Below are 20,908 nucleotides of genomic sequence, written 5' to 3' on the forward strand. Positions count from 1 at the left end.
TTTTCATTGAGTATTAGAATAATTTTTCAAATTGAAGGACAGAGTAGATAGGGAGAGTCACAATGGTAGAATTGGGAATTTCAACATTTGGGGAAACAACGGAGCTTGAAGGGATTGGGCAAACTTACAGTCATGACGAACGCATTCGCCAGTTGCTAGCAGAGGTTGAACTGGCTGACAAGGTTGGTTTGGATGTGTATGGGATTGGTGAGCACCATCGAGAGGATTTTGCAGTATCAGCCCCAGAGATTGTCCTGGCAGCTGGGGCAGTCAATACCAAGAAAATCCGTTTGACCAGTGCAGTCAGCATTCTCTCGAGCATGGATCCGATTCGCTTATTCCAACAATATGCCACTATCGATGCTTTGTCAAATGGACGTGCGGAGATTATGGCTGGAAGGGGTTCTTTCACGGAATCATTTCCTCTGTTTGGCTATGATTTGAAAGACTACGAAGCCCTTTTTGATGAGAAATTAGACTTGCTCCAGTTAGTCAATGAAAAGACAAAGCTAGACTGGAAAGGTCGATTGACCCAAACGATTGCTGGTAAAGAAGTTTATCCTCGTCCAGTTCAGGACAAATTACCCTTGTGGATAGCGACAGGTGGTCATGTCGAATCAACAGTAAAGATTGCTCAGGCAGGCCTACCGATTGTCTATGCCATTATTGGTGGTAACCCTCGTTATTTTAAAAAGTTGATTCAGGCTTATCGTGAGATTGGGAGCGAAGCAGACCATGCCAGTCATGAACTAAAGGTTGGGGTCCATTCTTGGGGTTGGATTGCTGAAGATGGCGAGCAGGCTGTGAAAGATTATTTCCATCCGACCAAGCAAGTAGTGGATGCTATTTCCAAAGACCGTCCACACTGGCAAGAATTGCGTTATAAGCAATATTTGGAGCAGGTAGGATCAAATGGCGCCATGTTTGTGGGCAATCCAGATCAGGTGGCCGAAAAATTGATTCGCATGATAGAGGATTTAGATTTGGACCGCTTCATGTTGCACCTACCTCTTGGTTCTATGCCTCATGATCAGGTTCTGAGAGCTATTGAACTATTCGGAACACAAGTAGCACCCAAAGTACGAGCTTATTTTGCTATGAAAGAGGCTTAATAAAAAATCCTAATCAAGTTTATTAGGACAACAAATATTGTACGAAAATTAATCCCCCGAGCTATAATGCTTGGGGGATTTTTCTATAGGAGGGCTAGTTTAGTTCTCTTTTTTATTTTTTAGTAAGAAACCGAGACCAAGGAGCGCAAGGAGGCTGATTCCTGCAAATAGGAGTTTGTTTTCGTTTTTGATTCCTGTATTTGGAAGTTCAGCTTGTCTATCTGGGGTTGCAGGTATATTTTCCTTGCTAGAGTTTTCTACCGATTCTTTTCGAACCGCTTCTTTTACAGATGATGCTTGTGCTTCTTGTGCTGGTTGTTCAGCTTGTGAATCAGCTGTAGCTTGGCTAGGTTTATTTTCCGCATCAGCTACTTTGGCATCTGGTTTAGTAGAATCAGGTCTAGCTTCTGGAGCTGGGTCTTGATGTGCAGGGTGAGAAGCTTCATTTTTATGTTCAGGCTTGGAAGGGGTTGAGTCTGGTTTCTCTTCTGCAGTTGACTCATGGCTAGTTCCATTTTGAGAGACTCGAAGAACAGTAGCTGTAAGGGCATTCAATTTCAAGCCTTTTTCAGTCCATTCAAGTCCTTTCGGGTTGGCAATTCCGACTGATCCTGCTTGGTTTTCATCTGCCAAAACTTCCGCATTTCTTAGATGTGCAAAGGCAGTTCCCAAATTAAATTCGTGAGCTTTTTCATCCGCATTGACAAAGACTGCGTAGATATCGCCGTTTGGAGCAGTGATTTGGTAGCCAATCACTACATCCTCTTTTTCCACACCATTTTGGCCTGGGACAGTGATGAGGTGGACACGGTCTTTGATATCTTGAAGACTCTTAAGTCGGAAGGCATCTGTAGATTGACGAAGGGCAATCAAACCTTTCATATAGTCACGGCTCTTGACATTTTCAGGATAAGCTTTACCATCTGTAGCCTTAGTCCAGTCAAACTTGTTGACTGCATCGCTAGAATCGTAAGAATCATGGATGAAGTAAGGATAGTCAAATGGATTGCCATCCTTATCACGCAACAAGTGAGATTTGTTTGGTTGTTTATCCTCTGCTACTGGAGTCTTGTAGGCCGGGTCACGGAATTGTTTGGTACGCCCGTATTCCTGACCAGAGTGGATAAACGGAGTTCCTTGAGCTGTCAAGACCATGAGGTTTCCAAGTCGCAAACGACGGTGGATTTCAGCATAGTTCTCAGCCTTGCTTGGGTCTTTTTTGATAGACTGGGCAATGATGTCAAAGAGGGTCAAGTTATCATGGGCTGCGATGTATTGGATGACATCTCCAGGACTGTCTGCTTCAAAGTTGGTTGGTTGAGCAATGAGATTTTTGAAGATAGTGTTGATATCACGCTTGCCACCTGTGATAAAGGCAGGTTGACCTTCGTTTGGATAACCAGACTTGAGGTTGTTACGGATGTCATCTGAGAAGACAGCGACAGTATCGGTATGTTTCATCCAATCTTGGTCAGCAGCTTTAGTAGGCATATTTTCATCACCAGCATAGGTTCTCCAACCTTCACCAAGCATGATTAGGTTTGGATTGAGGGCGCGTGCAGCCTTGTAAGCTTCTTCGATAGAAGCGGCGTCATGGTCTCCCATCATATCGAAACGGAAGCCATCCACTTTGTAGGTATCAACTAGATATTTGATAGAGTCAACTAGGATCCGTTTGCTCATATGGTGGGTTGTCCCCAAGCGTCCACCACCAAAGCTAGTTCGAGGTGTCCCATCAGCATCCATAAAGTGGTAGTAGTTTGGTTCTAAATCTTCAAAGAGATCGACTTTGGCTGTATGGTTATAAACTACGTCTAGGATAGCTCCCATGCCACGTTTGTGGATTTCGTTGATGAGGTTTTTAAATTCTGCGATTCGTTTTTCTGGATTCTTAGGATCGCTTGAGTACATACCAGTCAATGAGAAGTAGTTTTGAGGGTCATATCCCCAGTTGTAGTTGCTGTTGCTTGAAGCATAGTCAGACAAGCGTTCATGGTTTTTCAATTCATTGACAAAGTAGTAAGACAAGACTGGAAGGAGCTGGATGTGGGTCACACCTAAGTCTTTGAGGTAGTCTAGTTTTTCAATAAAGGCTTCAAAGGTACCAAATGGTTTGGTCAAGTCTTTTGCAATGGCAGGATCTGAAGTGAAATCACGCACATGAGCTTCGTAGATAACGGCGTCTTCACGAGTCTTGAAATTGTGAATCTTACCATAAGTTAAGTCTTGAGGTCCGAGTTTAGCTGGATCTACAAAGGCGGCTTTAGCCACTTTATGGGCATCGTCAATCTTGGCATCGTCGCTATTCCAAGCAGCAAGAGATTTAGCGTAAGGATCGAGTGCAAGAACAGTTTTACCTTGACGCTCGATTTGGTATTGATAGTAGTATCCAGTGAAATCGGTGATTCCGAGTTTGTTTGTGCTGTCTAGAGTTTGTTTCCAAGTTCCTCTTTCCCCTTTTTCAAGAGCGACAGTTCCAACTACTTTGTCAGGGTCATTCTTGTCGTAGACAACGACAGAAACCTTATCAGCACTTGGTGACCAGAGGGTCAAATCAACTTGTTTTCCTTCTTCTTTAAGATCAGCTCCAAGTTTACCATCATAGCTGTAAGCCTCATCTTTCAGGCGCCAGCTTGTTTTGGTAGTGAATTGGCCGGAATTGTAGCTAACAGTATATGGGTGTTTTGTGTCAGAGAAATCTCCGCTGTAGGTCACTTTTTTACCAGCTTCATCTATTGCAACATCGGTGATAGCTACTTTATTTCCTAGGTGATTAGTGATGTTGGAGTGTTTGAGGATATCCTCTTTTTTAGCACCGACAAGTGTTGAAAAACTACTTTCAATGCTAGAAGTTCCTACGTGTTGGGCACCTGTCATACGGATATCATGGACATAGTATGGATTTGTGTAAATTGATTCGTCATCGTCTTTTAGGAAAATTTGGCTATGATTTTTCAAATCTGTAAACTTATAATCTTCTTTACGGATTTTCACGTCGTCTCCTTCTTTGCTCTCATCTAGTAATAAAAATCCAAATTCTCTTGCGGCTTCATTAAGAGGAATGTCGATATAGCGGCCATATTTGCCTGTAGCCGTAAAGTCTGTTCCGTCAGGCCATTGAGCGCTACTTGGATTTTTCACATCTCCCCAGTACCAGAGAGATTTCTTGTCATAGTTGCCATCTGTGCGGTAGTAGTTGACGCGAACAGTTCCTGCAGGCTGTGGCTCGTAAGAGAAAACCTTGTAATCTTGGTCTAACCAAGCCTCGTTCATTTTTGGAACTAGTTTTTCTATAGATTTATCGCCGGTTAGATTTTTTCCAGCTGTATTGTTGATGAGGAAGCTAATTTTCTTGGCTTCTTCTCCCTTTAATTTGACATCTAGGTAATAGCCGTAGTCATCTTTTTTGGCATCCTTGAAGGACAAGGCTCCGTTTGGCCAATTTTCAGATGGTTTTTCAACATCGTCCCAAGTCCATAGTCCTTGAGCATCCTTGTTTTTTTCAGGAAGTTTTTTGACATGGATACGGAAGTAGTTATCTTCGATGGGCTCTTCTGCCTTAGTTTCAGTCGTTACTGGACTAGTGGAAGTAGTTGTCTCACTTGAACGATCTTGTCCAGTTTGTGGTGCTGGATCGGCTGGGCTTGCAACAGGAGTGGTCGCCTCTGTTGCAGGTTTTTCTTCTTTCTCTAGGGAAGCGCTTGCATTATTAGGTGAAGAAAAATCGCTTTCTTTCTTACCAGTGCTAGTTGCTGTATCAGTAAGAGGCTGGGCAAGGGCAGTAGTAGTTTCACTATTATTTGCGTTAGTGGTCGGTGTACTTTCGTCTGCTGAGATAGTTGGTGTAGCCATGGCAAGCAAGACAAGGCTTGCGCCGATAAGGACAGAACCAGTTCCATTTTTGAGGGAACGGATGCTGTAGACCATTTTTTTCTCAGTTTGAGCTGGTGTTTTTCTCATGATGATTCTCCAATCAATAAATTTCTATACCAGTATAGCATGTAGTAAAACAATATGCAAGCGTTTTCTTTGGTTTGTCAAAGAAATTCTTACTTTTGAGAAGTTTTCCGTATTATTTTATATATCAGTATAAATAATGGAAATAATACTCAATGAAAATCAAAGAGCAAACTAGGAAACTAGCCGCAGGCTGTACTTGAGTACGGCAAGGCGACGTTGACGTGGTTTGAATTAGTATAAAAATGTCACATAAGCAAAGCCGTATTATTAGGAAGATGATGTGTTCCCAGCTATTTTTATTCAGAAATTGCTCTCTAATATTTCTTTTAAAAAGCTCATCTAGTGAAACTATAAATAGGAAAAGAAAAAAGTTAGTGTTTTTCAAGTGTTATCTAGTTTCCAAACTATAGTATTTACTGGAAATCGAAAGAAAATATCAGAAAAATTCAGCAAACGTTTTCTTCTTATTTTCTTGACTTTTTTGCTGGTTTGTGCTTGACTTTTACTTGAAATTTGATAGACTATAAACAAATAGGAAAACATATTCATTTAAAAACGGAGGAATAAGGAATGAATCAAGAAAAACGTTTGCATCGCTTTGTCAAAAAGTGTGGACTCGGTGTGTGTAGTGCTGTTGTTGCGGCATTTTTATTGAACGCTCAGGGAGTAGCTTTGGCTACAGAGCAAGGGAATCGTCCAGTTGAGACAGAAAACATCTCTCGTGGAAAACAAGCTAGTCAAAGTTCTACTGCTTATGGAGGAGCTGCTACACGAGCAGTGGATGGTAATGTTGATAGTGACTATGGGCACCATTCTGTAACGCATACAAACTTTGAAGACAATGCTTGGTGGCAAGTCGATCTTGGAAAAACAGAGAATGTTGGAAAAGTTAAACTTTACAATCGTGGAGATGGGAATGTAGCTAATCGTCTTTCTAATTTTGATGTTGTTTTGTTAAATGAAGCAAAACAAGAAGTTGCTCGTCAACACTTTGATAGTTTGAATGGGAAGGCAGAACTTGAAGTTTTCTTCACCGCCAAAGGCGCTCGTTATGTAAAAGTGGAGTTGAAAACTAAAAATACCCCATTGAGCTTGGCAGAAGTGGAAGTATTCCGTTCAGCAACAACTCAAGTTGGACAGGATAGAACTGCACCAGTAGTAGATCAAAAATCAGCATTGAAAGACTACCTTTTTGGCTTAACTTATAATCCTTTGGATATTTTAACTCGCAAAGGAGAAACCTTAGAAAATCGCTACAACACAAGTGCTAAGGAACAAAATGGAGAGTTTGTCGTTGTAGAAAAAATCAAGAAAACCCTCTCTACAGGCACAGCAGATGTTTCCATCAATGGAAATCAAAATGTCTTCCTAGGTGGCTTGTATAAGGCAAACCAAAATCTGCTAGAAAATCAGCCAGAATTGATTAGTCTTGCCCGTGCAAAGGGGACAGTCAGCGTCGATTTACCTGGTATGATTCAGTCTGACAGCCGAATTGAAGCAGATCCTACAACTAGTGGTATGCAGTCTGCGATGAATACCTTGGTTGAAAGATGGACAAAGAATTACTCATCTAGCCATTCCGTTCCTGCACGTGTTCAGTATGAATCAACTACAGCCTATAGCATGAATCAATTGAAAGCAAAATTTGGTGCAGACTTTGAAAAAGCAGGTGCACCGCTTAAGATTGACTTTGAGGCTGTACAAAAGGGTGAAAAGCAAATTGAAGTTGTAAACTTTAAACAAATCTACTATACAGCGACATTTGATGCACCGACCAATCCAGCGGCTGTATTTGACAAGAGTGTGACACCTGAAGATTTAAAACAGAGAGGCGTTGATTCACAAACTCCACCTGTATATGTATCAAACGTTTCTTACGGACGTCAAATCTATGTTAAGTTTGAGTCAACAAGTAAGTCTACTGAATTAAAAGCAGCTATCAATGCGGTTATCAAAGGCGCAACAATTGCTCCAAATTCTGAATGGAGCCGTCTATTGAAGAACACTTCTGTAACAGCAGTAATTGTAGGAGGTAATGCTAGCGGTGCTGCCAAAGTTGTCACAGGAACAGTCGAAAACTTGAAGGAACTCATCAGAGAAGGAGCTAACTTTAGCGCTCAAAGTCCAGCTGTGCCAATCTCATATAAGACTGCCTTCCTAAAAGATAATGCCCAAGCAACTTTACAAAATAGTACAGACTATATCGAAACGAAGGTTACTTCTTACAAAAATGGTTTCTTGAAACTTCATCATAAGGGTGCTTATGTTGCGCGTTACTACATTTATTGGGATGAAATTACATATGATGAACAAGGAAATCCAGAAATCCGTTCACGTCAATGGGAAGATAACGGAAAAAACAGAACTTCAGGCTTCCAAACAGAGATTCAATTTAGAGGAAATGTCCGTAATCTTCGTATCAAGGTTCAAGAAAAGACAGGTCTTGTATGGGAACCATGGCGTACAGTTTACAACCGCACAGACTTACCACTAGTACAACAGCGTACAATTACACATTGGGGAACAACTCTAAACCCTAAAGTTGATGAAAAAATTGTGAATGAGTAACAATTTGATTTACTTGATTCGATAGTAAACAGTGAAGAGGAGGAACTTCGATTTCTCCTCTTTTATGATTGACTTTTGAGAGAATGAAAGGGTAACTTCTATAGCAGATTGAAACTAGAATAGTACGTTGTTGCTATTAAAACATTTCTAGAAATTAAGTTGACTTTCTCAATAGATTTGTTCATGTCTTATTTCAATTCAATATAAAACTAACTTCCAGTTTTCCACAACCTAGTTTTTAGTATGAGAAAAACGCGTTGTTACAGACATAAGGAGCTTTTTGAGAAGTGGGCAATCCGTGTAATCAGATTTGACGGATGTTGGATGCATGATGCGATTGCGCTTGATTTCCTTCGAAATCGTTGACGGGCCTTTTCCCATATTCTCAACGATGGAACGGAAAGTCTCAGACTTAATTCTAGCATAATTCATCGTCTGAGACTAACTTCCAGTTTTGGGAGAGAGGTGGAAGTTACTTTGAGAAGTTAGCAAGAGCTAAAATTAACAAAAAAAGAAAAATATCTTGACAAGCAAGGGAAAATTTTGTTACAATAATAGACGGTACTTTTTACTTTTGGTCTCTCAAAAGTGTACAGGGACGTGCTGACAAATGTTGCAAAAGTACACACAGATGATAGCTGTCACCAAGTGTATCATCACCAAAAATAAAAAAAACACAGGAGAATGTAGATGCCTACAATTAACCAATTGGTTCGCAAACCGCGTAAATCAAAAGTAGAAAAATCTAAATCACCAGCTTTGAACGTTGGTTACAACAGTCATAAAAAAGTTCAAACAAACGTTTCTTCACCACAAAAACGTGGTGTTGCAACTCGTGTTGGAACAATGACACCTAAAAAACCTAACTCAGCCCTTCGTAAATTCGCTCGTGTACGTTTGAGCAACCTTATCGAAGTTACTGCCTACATCCCAGGTATCGGACACAACTTGCAAGAGCACAGCGTGGTTCTTCTTCGTGGTGGACGTGTAAAAGACCTTCCAGGGGTACGTTACCATATCGTCCGTGGTGCACTTGATACTGCAGGTGTTAACGATCGTAAACAAGGCCGTTCTAAATACGGTACTAAACGTCCAAAAGCATAAGGAAAGGGGATAAAGAGAAATGAGTCGTAAAAATAGAGCTCCAAAACGTGACGTATTGCCAGATCCGCTTTACAATTCACAACTAGTTACTCGTCTTATCAACCGCGTTATGCTTGACGGTAAACGTGGTACAGCTGCTTCAATCGTTTACGGTGCTTTTGAGCAAATCAAAGAAGCTACTGGCAACGATGCACTTGAAGTATTTGAGACAGCTATGGAAAACATCATGCCTGTACTTGAAGTACGTGCACGCCGTGTTGGTGGTTCTAACTACCAAGTCCCAGTTGAAGTTCGTCCAGAACGTCGTACAACACTTGGACTTCGTTGGTTGGTAACAATCGCTCGTCTTCGTGGTGAACACACAATGCAAGACCGTCTTGCAAAAGAAATCTTGGATGCTGCTAACAACACTGGTGCAGCTGTTAAGAAACGTGAAGACACTCACCGTATGGCTGAAGCTAACCGTGCATTCGCACACTTCCGTTGGTAAGATTAAGATACTAAGGGCGTTAAAAAAGCGACTGAAAATTAGGAAGCTTGACGAAGAATCGAAGATTCTAGGAGAGCTTATCTATTTTCCGAGCTTTTAGCCCGGGTTCAAATTAGCTAAATCGATTAGTATTAGCTATAACTCAACTTACCAGCTCGTAAGTTGAAACCAACAATAGCATGAAAACATTGAGAACGGGTAGGTCCTGCCTATCCGTTTTTATTAAAATCGTGTTATAATAGAATAGAAATCAAAAATAAATAGGAGAAACAAACCTCATGGCACGCGAATTTTCACTTGAAAAAACTCGTAATATCGGTATCATGGCTCACGTCGATGCCGGTAAAACAACAACTACTGAGCGTATTCTTTACTACACTGGTAAAATCCACAAAATCGGTGAAACTCACGAAGGTGCGTCACAAATGGACTGGATGGAGCAAGAGCAAGAACGTGGTATCACTATCACATCTGCTGCAACAACAGCTCAATGGAACAACCACCGTGTAAACATCATCGACACACCAGGACACGTGGACTTCACAATCGAAGTACAACGTTCTCTTCGTGTATTGGATGGTGCAGTTACCGTTCTTGACTCACAATCAGGTGTTGAGCCTCAAACTGAAACAGTTTGGCGTCAAGCAACTGAGTATGGAGTTCCACGTATCGTATTTGCCAACAAAATGGACAAAATCGGTGCTGACTTCCTTTACTCTGTAAGCACACTTCACGATCGTCTTCAAGCAAATGCCCACCCAATCCAATTGCCAATCGGTTCTGAAGATGACTTCCGTGGTATCATTGACTTGATCAAGATGAAAGCTGAAATCTATACGAACGACCTTGGTACGGATATCCTTGAAGAAGACATCCCAGCTGAATACCTTGACCAAGCTCAAGAATACCGTGAAAAATTGATTGAAGCAGTTGCTGAAACTGACGAAGAATTGATGATGAAATACCTCGAAGGTGAAGAAATCACTAACGAAGAATTGAAAGCTGGTATCCGTAAAGCGACTATCAACGTTGAATTCTTCCCAGTATTGTGTGGTTCAGCCTTCAAAAACAAAGGTGTTCAATTGATGCTTGATGCGGTTATCGACTACCTTCCAAGCCCACTTGACATCCCAGCAATCAAAGGTATTAACCCAGATACAGACGCTGAAGAAACTCGTCCAGCATCTGACGAAGAGCCATTTGCAGCTCTTGCCTTCAAGATCATGACTGACCCATTCGTAGGTCGTTTGACATTCTTCCGTGTTTACTCAGGTGTTCTTCAATCAGGTTCATACGTATTGAATACTTCTAAAGGTAAACGTGAACGTATCGGACGTATCCTTCAAATGCACGCTAACAGCCGTCAAGAAATCGACACTGTTTACTCAGGTGATATCGCTGCTGCCGTTGGTTTGAAAGATACTACAACTGGTGACTCATTGACAGATGAAAAATCTAAAATCATCCTTGAGTCAATCAACGTTCCAGAACCAGTTATCCAATTGATGGTTGAGCCAAAATCTAAAGCTGACCAAGACAAGATGGGTATCGCCCTTCAAAAATTGGCTGAAGAAGATCCAACATTCCGCGTTGAAACAAACGTTGAAACTGGTGAAACAGTTATCTCAGGTATGGGTGAACTTCACCTTGACGTCCTTGTTGATCGTATGCGTCGTGAGTTCAAAGTTGAAGCGAACGTAGGTGCTCCTCAAGTATCTTACCGTGAAACATTCCGCGCTTCTACTCAAGCACGTGGATTCTTCAAACGTCAGTCTGGTGGTAAAGGTCAATTCGGTGATGTGTGGATTGAATTTACTCCAAACGAAGAAGGTAAAGGATTCGAATTCGAAAACGCAATCGTCGGTGGTGTGGTTCCTCGTGAATTTATCCCAGCGGTTGAAAAAGGTTTGGTAGAATCTATGGCTAACGGTGTTCTTGCAGGTTACCCAATGGTTGACGTTAAAGCTAAGCTTTATGATGGTTCATATCACGATGTCGACTCATCTGAAACTGCCTTCAAGATTGCGGCTTCACTTTCCCTTAAAGAAGCTGCTAAATCAGCACAACCAGCTATCCTTGAACCAATGATGCTTGTAACAATCACTGTTCCAGAAGAAAACCTTGGTGATGTTATGGGTCACGTAACTGCTCGTCGTGGACGTGTAGATGGTATGGAAGCACACGGTAACAGCCAAATCGTTCGTGCTTACGTTCCACTTGCTGAAATGTTCGGTTACGCAACAGTTCTTCGTTCTGCATCTCAAGGACGTGGTACATTCATGATGGTATTTGACCACTACGAAGATGTACCTAAGTCAGTACAAGAAGAAATTATTAAGAAAAATAAAGGTGAAGACTAATCCGTCCTCACTCTAGAAGGAAGTCACTTAGTGGCTTCCTTTTGTCTTTAGAAAATACCTCTAAATATGGTAAAATAGTAGAAGAATAATGTGAGGAAAATGAATGTCAAATAGTTTTGAAATTTTGATGAATCAATTGGGGATGCCTGCTGAAATGAGACAGGCTCCTGCTTTAGCACAGGCTAATATTGAGCGAGTTGTGGTTCATAAAATTAGTAAGGTATGGGAGTTTCATTTCGTATTTTCTAATATTTTACCGATTGAAATCTTTTTAGAATTAAAGAAAGGTTTGAGCGAAGAATTTTCTAAGACAGGCAATAAAGCTGTTTTTGAAATTAAGGCTCGGTCTCAAGAATTTTCAAATCAGCTCTTGCAGTCCTACTATAGGGAGGCTTTCTCTGAAGGTCCATGTGCTAGTCAAGGTTTTAAGTCCCTTTATCAAAATTTGCAAGTTCGTGCTGAGGGTAATCAGCTATTTATTGAAGGATCTGAAGCGATTGATAAGGAACATTTTAAGAAGAATCATCTTCCTAATTTAGCCAAACAACTTGAAAAGTTTGGTTTTCCAACTTTTAACTGTCAAGTCGAGAAGAATGATGTCCTGACCCAAGAGCAGGAAGAGGCCTTTCATGCTGAAAATGAGCAGATTGTTCAAGCTGCCAATGAGGAAGCGCTCCGTGCTATGGAACAACTGGAGCAGATGGCACCTCCTCCAGCGGAAGAGAAACCAGTCTTTGATTTTCAAGCGAAAAAAGCTGCAGCTAAACCCAAGCTGGATAAGGCGGAGATTACTCCTATGATCGAAGTGACGACAGAGGAAAATCGTCTGGTATTTGAAGGGGTTGTTTTTAATGTGGAGCAAAAAGTGACTAGAACAGGTCGTGTTTTAATCAACTTTAAAATGACGGACTATACTTCAAGTTTTTCTATGCAAAAGTGGGTTAAAAACGAGGAAGAGGCCCAGAAGTTTGACCTCATCAAGAAGAATTCTTGGCTCCGAGTTCGAGGGAATGTGGAGATGAATAACTTCACACGCGATTTGACTATGAACGTACAGGATCTGCAGGAAGTTGTTCACTATGAGCGGAAGGATTTGATGCCAGAAGGTGAGCGTCGGGTTGAGTTTCATGCTCATACTAACATGTCGACTATGGATGCTTTGCCAGAGGTCGAAGAGATTGTTGCAACAGCTGCTAAGTGGGGACACAAGGCGGTTGCTATCACGGACCATGGGAATGTCCAGTCCTTTCCACATGGCTATAAGGCGGCTAAGAAAGCGGGAATCCAGCTGATCTATGGAATGGAAGCCAATATCGTGGAGGACCGTGTCCCTATCGTCTATAACGAAGTGGAGATGGACTTGTCAGAAGCAACCTACGTGGTCTTTGACGTGGAAACGACGGGACTTTCAGCTATCTATAATGACTTGATTCAGGTTGCGGCCTCTAAGATGTACAAGGGGAATGTTATTGCTGAATTTGATGAATTTATCAATCCTGGGCATCCCTTGTCAGCTTTTACTACAGAGTTAACTGGAATTACAGATGATCATGTCAAAAATGCCAAACCACTAGAACAAGTTTTGCAAGAATTCCAAGAATTTTGCAAGGATACGGTCCTAGTTGCCCACAATGCTACCTTTGACGTTGGCTTTATGAATGCTAATTATGAGCGTCATGATCTTCCAAAGATTAGTCAGCCAGTTATTGATACGCTGGAGTTTGCTAGAAACCTCTATCCTGAGTATAAACGCCATGGTTTGGGGCCTTTGACCAAGCGTTTTGGTGTGGCCTTGGAACATCACCACATGGCCAACTACGATGCGGAAGCGACTGGTCGTCTGCTTTTCATCTTTATCAAAGAGGTAGCAGAAAAACATGGTGTGACCGATTTAGATAGACTCAACATTGATCTAATCAGTCCAGATTCTTACAAAAAAGCTCGGATCAAGCATGCGACCATCTATGTCAAGAATCAGGTAGGTCTAAAAAATATCTTTAAGCTGGTTTCCTTGTCTAATACCAAGTATTTTGAAGGAGTGCCACGGATTCCGAGAACGGTTCTAGATGCCCATCGAGAGGGCTTGATTTTAGGTTCAGCCTGTTCAGAGGGTGAAGTTTTTGACGTGGTCGTTTCTCAAGGTGTGGATGCGGCGGTTGAGGTGGCCAAGTATTATGACTTTATCGAGGTCATGCCACCGGCTATCTATGCGCCCTTGATTGCCAAAGAGCAGGTCAAGGATATGGAGGAACTCCAGACCATTATCAAGAGTTTGATAGAGGTTGGAGATCGCCTTGGCAAGCCTGTTCTGGCTACGGGAAATGTTCACTATATCGAACCGGAAGAAGAGGTTTATCGTGAAATTATCGTCCGTAGTTTGGGACAGGGGGCTATGATTAACCGAACTATCGGTCATGGTGAACATGCCCAACCAGCGCCACTTCCAAAGGCTCATTTTCGAACGACTAATGAGATGTTGGATGAATTTGCCTTTTTGGGAGAGGAACTGGCTCGTAAACTGGTTATTGAAAACACCAATGCCTTGGCAGAAATATTTGAACCCGTTGAAGTCGTTAAGGGTGACTTGTATACGCCTTTCATCGACAAGGCTGAAGAAACAGTTGCTGAGTTGACCTATAAGAAAGCTTTTGAGATTTATGGGAATCCGCTGCCAGATATTGTTGATTTGCGGATTGAAAAAGAATTAACATCCATACTGGGGAATGGATTTGCTGTGATTTATTTGGCATCGCAGATGCTGGTGCAACGTTCTAATGAACGGGGTTATTTGGTTGGTTCTCGTGGATCTGTTGGTTCCAGTTTCGTTGCGACTATGATTGGGATTACGGAGGTTAATCCTCTCTCTCCTCACTATGTCTGTGGTCAGTGTCAGTATAGTGAGTTTATCACCGATGGATCTTACGGTTCAGGTTTTGATATGCCCAATAAGGACTGTCCAAACTGTGGTCACAAACTCAGCAAAAATGGGCAAGATATTCCTTTCGAGACCTTCCTTGGTTTTGATGGGGATAAGGTTCCTGATATTGACTTGAACTTTTCGGGAGAAGACCAGCCTAGCGCCCACTTGGATGTGCGTGATATCTTTGGTGAGGAATATGCCTTCCGTGCAGGAACGGTTGGTACGGTGGCTGCCAAGACTGCCTATGGCTTTGTAAAGGGCTATGAGCGAGATTATGGCAAGTTTTATCGTGACGCAGAGGTAGAACGCCTCGCTCAAGGTGCCGCTGGTGTCAAGCGGACAACAGGACAACACCCGGGGGGAATCGTTGTTATTCCTAACTACATGGATGTCTATGATTTTACGCCTGTCCAGTATCCAGCAGATGATGTGACGGCTGAATGGCAGACCACTCACTTTAACTTCCACGATATCGATGAGAATGTCCTCAAGCTAGATGTTCTAGGACATGATGATCCGACCATGATTCGGAAACTTCAGGATTTGTCTGGGATTGACCCTAATGAAATTCCTATGGATGACGAAGGCGTGATGGCACTCTTTTCTGGGACTGATGTGCTAGGAGTAACACCTGAGCAAATCGGAACGCCTACGGGTATGCTGGGGATTCCAGAGTTTGGAACCAACTTTGTCCGAGGCATGGTAGATGAAACCCATCCGACGACTTTTGCGGAGTTGCTTCAGCTCTCAGGTCTATCCCATGGTACAGATGTCTGGTTGGGAAATGCCCAAGATTTGATTAAGCAAGGAATAGCAGACCTATCGACTGTTATTGGTTGTCGGGACGACATCATGGTTTACCTCATGCATGCTGGTCTCGAACCTAAGATGGCCTTTACCATCATGGAACGGGTACGTAAGGGCTTGTGGCTCAAGATTTCCGAAGAGGAGCGAAATGGCTACATCGAAGCCATGAAGGCCAATAAGGTGCCAGAGTGGTATATCGAATCCTGTGGGAAAATTAAGTACATGTTCCCTAAAGCCCATGCGGCAGCCTACGTTATGATGGCCTTGCGTGTAGCTTACTTCAAGGTTCATCATCCCATTTATTATTACTGTGCTTACTTCTCAATCCGTGCTAAAGCCTTTGATATTAAGACTATGGGTGCGGGCTTGGATGCCATCAAACGCAGAATGGAAGAAATCTCTGAAAAACGGAAGAACAATGAGGCCTCTAATGTGGAGATTGACCTCTATACAACTCTTGAGATTGTCAATGAAATGTGGGAACGTGGTTTCAAGTTTGGCAAACTCGATCTCTATCGTAGTCAGGCGACAGAGTTCCTTATCGATGGGGATACCCTCATTCCGCCATTTGTAGCAATGGATGGTCTGGGAGAGAACGTTGCTAAGCAGTTGGTGCGAGCGCGTGAAGAGGGAGAATTCCTCTCTAAAACAGAACTACGCAAGCGTGGAGGGCTCTCATCAACCTTGGTTGAAAAGATGGATGAGATGGGGATTCTCGGCAATATGCCAGAGGATAACCAGTTGAGTTTGTTTGATGAGTTGTTTTAATAGTTTGAAATGTCTTGTGTAGGTTTGAGGTTGTATCATGATGGAAAAGAAAAAAGAGCAACACCCTGGAAACCAGGGAAAGTTATTTCCATAAGTTTGCGAAATGGCGTTTACGTATTAGCACAAATGGTGCGTGATCCCTATCTGGTATTTTTCAACCATTTTAACGAGGAAAATAATTGGAAGGGAGTGACCTTGAAAGAGGAGGATATCCTCTTTTGTAAGGCTGTTACTCGCCAGTTTCTACGCTATAGTCCTGTAGCGATTGTCAAAGAAGTTACCCCCCCTGTTAAATTATGAACTGCCTAAAGAATGGATTTATAGCCATATTGGAGGGCATCCTATTACTGTTTCGGTAAAGGGAAGGGAGCGCCAACTTGTTGGTTTTGGTAGACGTTGTTCTTTGGTCCTGGCGGATAAAGACAGTGGACTACCAGAAGATAATCCACTTATGGGACTCTTCCAAACCTATATCATATCAGATATCAAAGAACAGGATTGGGATCGGGTAGGTCAGGCTGAACTTATGTCTATTGAAGTATTTCCAACACTCAACGAACGTCTCTATCTTTGCTTTCTTTATGGAAAAAATATAAATCCAGAACAAGATATCTCTTTAGGAAAGCCTCTGCCTGATGACTATGAAACCTATATAGATATCCTCACAAATAGTCCAGAGGCACGACGCCTCTACCTAGGAGAGCATGAAGAATAAGAAAGGACATTTCATGAAACTAAGAATTTTTGCGGAAGATAAACCAGCTGAAAAAGTCTTTGAGTATCAATTAGACCTTGCTGATCAGACAATTCTTCTATCAACAGCACTTTTGTCAGGTGTCATTGCTTTAGCAGGATTATTCTCTGCTGTGAAAGAAAAATAAAAATAGAAAAGAGAAAATTACATGGTTTTACCAAATTTTAAAGAAAATCTAGAAAAATATGCGAAATTGTTGGTTGCGAACGGAATTAACGTGCAACCTGGTCACACTTTGGCTCTCTCTATTGATGTGGAGCAACGTGAATTGGCTCACTTAATCGTCAAAGAAGCTTATGCCTTGGGTGCGCATGAGGTTATCGTTCAGTGGACAGATGATGTCATTAACCGTGAGAAATTCCTCCATGCCCCGATGGAGCGTTTGGACAATGTGCCAGAATACAAGATTGCTGAAATGAACTATCTCTTGGAGAACAAGGCTAGCCGTCTTGGAGTTCGTTCATCTGATCCAGGTGCCTTGAACGGAGTGGATGCTGACAAGCTTTCAGCTTCTGCTAAAGCTATGGGACTTGCCATGAAGCCTATGCGTATCGCAACTCAATCTAACAAGGTTAGCTGGACTGTAGCAGCTGCAGCAGGACTTGAGTGGGCTAAGAAAGTCTTTCCAAATGCTGCGAGCGATGAAGAAGCAGTCGATCTCCTTTGGGACCAAATCTTTAAAACTTGCCGTGTCTATGAAGAAGATCCTGTTAAGGCTTGGGAAAATCATGCAGCTATCCTTAAGAGCAAGGCTGATATGCTTAATAAAGAACAATTTTCAGCCCTTCACTACACAGCGCCAGGGACTGATTTGACCCTTGGTTTGCCGAAGAACCACGTTTGGGAATCAGCTGGTGCTATCAATGCACAGGGCGAAGGTTTCTTGCCAAATATGCCGACAGAAGAAGTCTTTACAGCTCCAGACTTCCGTCGTGCAGATGGTTATGTAACCTCTACAAAACCGCTTAGTTATAACGGAAACATTATTGAAGGTATTAAGGTGACCTTTAAGGATGGAGAAATCATAGATATTACTGCTGAGAAGGGTGATCAGGTTATGAAGGATCTTGTCTTTGAAAATGCGGGTGCGCGTGCCTTGGGTGAATGTGCCTTGGTACCAGATCCAAGCCCAATTTCTCAGTCAGGTATTACCTTCTTTAACACTCTTTTCGATGAAAATGCGTCAAATCACTTGGCTATCGGTGCAGCCTATGCGACTAGCGTCGTTGGTGGAGCGGAGATGAGCGAAGAGGAGCTTGAAGCTGCAGGGCTTAACCGTTCAGATGTTCACGTAGACTTTATGATTGGTTCTAACCAAATGGATATCGATGGTATTCGTGAGGATGGAACGCGAGTACCTCTTTTCCGTAATGGGAATTGGGCAAATTAAGGAGATAATATGTTAGGAAGTATGTTCGTTGGTCTCCTAGTGGAATTTTTAGCAGGTACTCTGACCAATCGTGGAGAGCGAATGGGATGTTTTGGAAAAATGTTTCTCGGTTGGATCGGAGCCTTTCTAGGTCACTTGCTCTTTGGAACTTGGGGGCCAGTTTTATCAGGAACAGCTATTATCCCAGCTGTTTTAGGTTCCATGATTGTCTTAGCAATTTTCTGGAGACGAGGAAGTTAATTTCTTAAATCTGATACTCAATGAAAATCAAAGAGCAAACTAGGAAACTAGCCGCAGGTTGCTCAAANNGCAAGGCGACGTTGACGCGGTTTGAAGAGATTTTTGAAGAGTATGAAACGAAAAGGAGGTAGGTCATTGTACTAGCCTCCTTTTGATATGATATAATAGTTCTATGAGATTAGATAAATTTTTAGTTGCCTGTGCGGTGGGAAGTCGGACTGAGGTCAAAAACTTGCTCAAGGCTGGGCGCGTGACTGTAAATGGTAAAAAAGAAAAATCAGCTAAATTGCAGATTGATGAAGAAAGAGATGAGATTCGCTTTGATGGGCAAGTGTTGGAGTATGAGGAGTTTGTCTACTATATGATGAACAAGCCCCAAGGCGTTATCTCAGCGACTGAGGATCCCAAGCACAGAACCGTTCTGGACTTGTTGGATGATATTGCTCGGAGCAAGGAAGTTTTCCCAGTAGGGCGCTTGGATATCGATACGCATGGACTCCTGCTCCTGACCAATGACGGTCAGCTTGCCCATGCTCTTCTTTCACCCAAGCGTCATGTGGATAAGACCTATCTGGCTCAGGTCAAGGGAATTATGACACAAGAAGATGTGGAGATATTTGCCAAGGGTATTCCTCTCAAAGACTTTACTTGTCAACCCGCTAGACTGGAGATTCTTTCCACAGATGCAGAAAAGAATCAGAGCCAAATCCGTGTGACTATTGCAGAAGGAAAGTTTCATCAGGTCAAGCGTATGGTGGGCTACTGTGGCAAGGAAGTGGTGGACTTGCAACGATTGACTATGGGAACTTTAGTATTAGATGAGAACCTGGAACGAGGGGAATGGCGTCGCTTGACCAAGGAAGACTTAGAAATTCTCCTTGCTAGTATTGCTTAATTTGATTTATATTTGAAAAAGGTGGGGAAGAATGTCCTTGCCTTTTATGTTTTTTAGTTGCTTCCTTTGTGAAAAGAGTTATAATAGACTGTAGAATAAAAGGAGGAATCTATGAACGCGATTCAAGAATCATTTACTGATAAACTATTTGCCAACTATGAAGCAAATGTAAAATACCAAGCGATTGAAAATGCTGCTAGCCACAACGGAATTTTTGCAGCTCTGGAACGTCGCCAAAGCCATGTAGACAACACACCTGTTTTCTCATTGGATTTAACCAAGGACAAGGTCACTAACCAGAAAGCGTCTGGTCGTTGCTGGATGTTTGCGGCTCTCAACACTTTTCGCCACAAACTCATCTCGCAATACAAATTGGAGAACTTTGAGTTGTCACAAGCCCACACTTTCTTCTGGGACAAGTATGAGAAATCAAACTGGTTCTTGGAGCAAGTCATTGCGACTGCAGACCAAGAATTGACGAGCCGTAAGGTTAGCTTCTTACTCCAAATACCACAACAAGATGGTGGTCAATGGGATATGGTCGTTTCCCTCTTTGAAAAATACGGTGTCGTGCCTAAGTCAGTTTATCCTGAGTCTGTTTCATCTAGTAGCAGTCGTGAGCTAAATGCGATCCTTAATAAATTGCTTCGTCAAGATGCTCAAATCTTGCGTGACTTGCTTGTTTCTGGTGCAGATCAAGCGACTGTTCAAGCTAAGAAAGAAGACCTCTTGCAAGAAATCTTTAACTTTCTTGCTATGTCATTGGGACTTCCACCACGCAAGTTTGACTTTGCTTATCGCGATAAAGATAACAACTACAAAAGTGAAAAAGGAATCACACCACAAGAGTTTTACAAGAAATATGTCAATCTTCCTTTAGAAGACTACGTTTCTGTTATCAATGCTCCAACTGCTGATAAACCTTACGGAAAATCTTACACAGTTGAGATGTTGGGGAATGTGGTTGGTAGCCGTGCAGTTCGCTACATCAACGTTCCAATGGAGCGCTTGAAAGAATTGGCGATTGCCCAAATGCAAGCAGGTGAGACTGTTTGGTTTGGTTCTGATGTTGGCCAGCTCAGCAACCGCAAAGCTGGAATCCTTGCGACAGATGTTTATGACTTTGAATCAAGCATGGACATTAAACTTACTCAAGACAAGGCTGGACGTTTGGACTATAGCGAAAGCTTGATGACCCACGCCATGGTCTTGACAGGTGTTGACTTGGACGAAAATGGTAAATCAACCAAGTGGAAGGTTGAAAACTCATGGGGAGACAAGGTCGGTACAGATGGTTACTTTGTTGCCTCAGACGCTTGGATGGACGAATACACATACCAAATCGTTGTTCGTAAGGAATTGCTGACAGCAGAAGAACAAGCTGCCTATGGAGCAGAACCAATCGTACTTGCACCTTGGGATCCAATGGGAGCCTTGGCAGAATAATACTCTTCGAAAATCAAATTCAAACCACGTCAGCTTCGCCTTGCCGTACTCAAGTACAGCCTGCGGCTCGCTTCCTAGTTTGCTCTTTGATTTT

General features: G+C 42.4%; 14 protein-coding genes and 1 pseudogene. 13 read left to right on the forward strand and 2 right to left on the reverse strand.

Annotation, left to right across the window (positions count from 1 at the left end; genetic code table 11):
- Window positions 1-62: 62 nt before the first annotated feature.
- Entirely contained in the window at window positions 63-1,112 is a 1,050-nt protein-coding gene (locus HT703_RS03710) for an LLM class flavin-dependent oxidoreductase (protein ID WP_000229791.1), read from the forward strand.
- Window positions 1,113-1,211: 99 nt separating this feature from the next.
- On the opposite strand, the gene spuA is transcribed toward HT703_RS03710, so the two are convergent.
- Window positions 1,212-5,072, reverse strand: coding sequence for an LPXTG-anchored pullulanase SpuA (gene spuA, locus HT703_RS03715; RefSeq protein ID WP_054392886.1), 3,861 nt, complete (start codon window positions 5,070-5,072; stop codon window positions 1,212-1,214).
- 570 nt (window positions 5,073-5,642) lie between these two features.
- Between spuA and HT703_RS03720 the strand changes: the two genes are divergently transcribed.
- Window positions 5,643-7,640 carry a thiol-activated cytolysin family protein gene (locus HT703_RS03720; protein WP_054392887.1) on the forward strand — a complete coding sequence of 666 codons (1,998 nt, stop codon included), beginning with the start codon at window positions 5,643-5,645 and terminating at the stop codon, window positions 7,638-7,640.
- 256 nt (window positions 7,641-7,896) lie between these two features.
- Here the strand turns inward: HT703_RS03720 and HT703_RS03725 are convergent.
- A pseudogene (locus HT703_RS03725) lies at window positions 7,897-8,048 on the reverse strand (helix-turn-helix domain-containing protein); the annotation flags it as partial.
- Window positions 8,049-8,330: 282 nt separating this feature from the next.
- Here HT703_RS03725 and rpsL point away from each other — a divergent pair.
- The 11 genes from rpsL (at window position 8,331) to pepC (ending at window position 20,814) form a co-directional block, all read left to right on the forward strand.
- Entirely contained in the window at window positions 8,331-8,744 is a 414-nt protein-coding gene (gene rpsL / locus HT703_RS03730) for a 30S ribosomal protein S12 (RefSeq protein ID WP_001142332.1), read from the forward strand.
- Window positions 8,745-8,763: 19 nt separating this feature from the next.
- Window positions 8,764-9,234: a 30S ribosomal protein S7 gene (rpsG, locus tag HT703_RS03735; protein ID WP_000087873.1), complete on the forward strand. Its 471-nt coding sequence runs from the start codon at window positions 8,764-8,766 to the stop codon at window positions 9,232-9,234.
- Between the two features lie 278 nt (window positions 9,235-9,512).
- The gene (gene fusA, locus HT703_RS03740; protein WP_000090347.1) at window positions 9,513-11,594 is read left to right on the forward strand and encodes an elongation factor G; all 2,082 of its coding nucleotides are present in this window, start codon (window positions 9,513-9,515) and stop codon (window positions 11,592-11,594) included.
- Window positions 11,595-11,697: 103 nt separating this feature from the next.
- Window positions 11,698-16,089: a PolC-type DNA polymerase III gene (locus tag HT703_RS03745; RefSeq protein WP_054392888.1), complete on the forward strand. Its 4,392-nt coding sequence runs from the start codon at window positions 11,698-11,700 to the stop codon at window positions 16,087-16,089.
- A 30-nt stretch (window positions 16,090-16,119) separates the two neighbouring features.
- Complete coding sequence (locus HT703_RS11635; RefSeq protein ID WP_240150152.1) at window positions 16,120-16,389, forward strand: hypothetical protein; 270 nt, start codon at window positions 16,120-16,122, stop codon at window positions 16,387-16,389.
- Window positions 16,355-16,804, forward strand: coding sequence for a hypothetical protein (locus tag HT703_RS11640; protein WP_238375688.1), 450 nt, complete (start codon window positions 16,355-16,357; stop codon window positions 16,802-16,804). The genes HT703_RS11635 and HT703_RS11640 overlap by 35 nt, the downstream gene beginning before the upstream one ends.
- A gap of 13 nt (window positions 16,805-16,817) precedes the next feature.
- The gene (locus tag HT703_RS03755) at window positions 16,818-16,970 is read left to right on the forward strand and encodes a hypothetical protein (protein ID WP_031222513.1); all 153 of its coding nucleotides are present in this window, start codon (window positions 16,818-16,820) and stop codon (window positions 16,968-16,970) included.
- 21 nt (window positions 16,971-16,991) lie between these two features.
- Window positions 16,992-18,233 (forward strand): aminopeptidase, encoded by a 1,242-nt coding sequence (locus HT703_RS03760; RefSeq protein ID WP_054392889.1) that lies wholly within the window; start codon window positions 16,992-16,994, stop codon window positions 18,231-18,233.
- A 9-nt stretch (window positions 18,234-18,242) separates the two neighbouring features.
- Window positions 18,243-18,473, forward strand: a complete 231-nt coding sequence (locus tag HT703_RS03765) for a GlsB/YeaQ/YmgE family stress response membrane protein (protein ID WP_000901564.1) — start codon at window positions 18,243-18,245, stop codon at window positions 18,471-18,473.
- A 172-nt stretch (window positions 18,474-18,645) separates the two neighbouring features.
- A complete protein-coding gene (locus HT703_RS03770) occupies window positions 18,646-19,368 on the forward strand; it encodes a pseudouridine synthase (RefSeq protein WP_001234889.1) in 723 nt (240 codons plus the stop codon).
- A 111-nt stretch (window positions 19,369-19,479) separates the two neighbouring features.
- Entirely contained in the window at window positions 19,480-20,814 is a 1,335-nt protein-coding gene (gene pepC, locus HT703_RS03775) for an aminopeptidase C (RefSeq protein ID WP_054393187.1), read from the forward strand.
- The last annotated feature ends 94 nt before the right edge of the window (window positions 20,815-20,908 follow it).

It is taken from the genome of Streptococcus sp. 3874, assembly GCF_013276425.1.
GTDB classification, from domain to species: domain Bacteria; phylum Bacillota; class Bacilli; order Lactobacillales; family Streptococcaceae; genus Streptococcus; species Streptococcus pseudopneumoniae.

Excerpts from the sequence above, each read along its gene's own strand:
- HT703_RS03760 (WP_054392889.1), top strand. The coding sequence starts at position 16,992 with ATGGTTTTACCAAATTTTAAAGAAAATCTAGAAAAATATGCGAAATTG.
- HT703_RS03755 (WP_031222513.1), top strand. The coding sequence starts at position 16,818 with ATGAAACTAAGAATTTTTGCGGAAGATAAACCAGCTGAAAAAGTCTTT.
- fusA (WP_000090347.1), top strand. The coding sequence starts at position 9,513 with ATGGCACGCGAATTTTCACTTGAAAAAACTCGTAATATCGGTATCATG.
- rpsG (WP_000087873.1), top strand. The coding sequence starts at position 8,764 with ATGAGTCGTAAAAATAGAGCTCCAAAACGTGACGTATTGCCAGATCCG.
- HT703_RS03720 (WP_054392887.1), top strand. The coding sequence starts at position 5,643 with ATGAATCAAGAAAAACGTTTGCATCGCTTTGTCAAAAAGTGTGGACTC.
- rpsL (WP_001142332.1), top strand. The coding sequence starts at position 8,331 with ATGCCTACAATTAACCAATTGGTTCGCAAACCGCGTAAATCAAAAGTA.
- HT703_RS03710 (WP_000229791.1), top strand. The coding sequence starts at position 63 with ATGGTAGAATTGGGAATTTCAACATTTGGGGAAACAACGGAGCTTGAA.
- spuA (WP_054392886.1), bottom strand. The coding sequence starts at position 5,072 with ATGAGAAAAACACCAGCTCAAACTGAGAAAAAAATGGTCTACAGCATC.
- HT703_RS03745 (WP_054392888.1), top strand. The coding sequence starts at position 11,698 with ATGTCAAATAGTTTTGAAATTTTGATGAATCAATTGGGGATGCCTGCT.
- HT703_RS03770 (WP_001234889.1), top strand. The coding sequence starts at position 18,646 with ATGAGATTAGATAAATTTTTAGTTGCCTGTGCGGTGGGAAGTCGGACT.
- pepC (WP_054393187.1), top strand. The coding sequence starts at position 19,480 with ATGAACGCGATTCAAGAATCATTTACTGATAAACTATTTGCCAACTAT.
- HT703_RS03765 (WP_000901564.1), top strand. The coding sequence starts at position 18,243 with ATGTTAGGAAGTATGTTCGTTGGTCTCCTAGTGGAATTTTTAGCAGGT.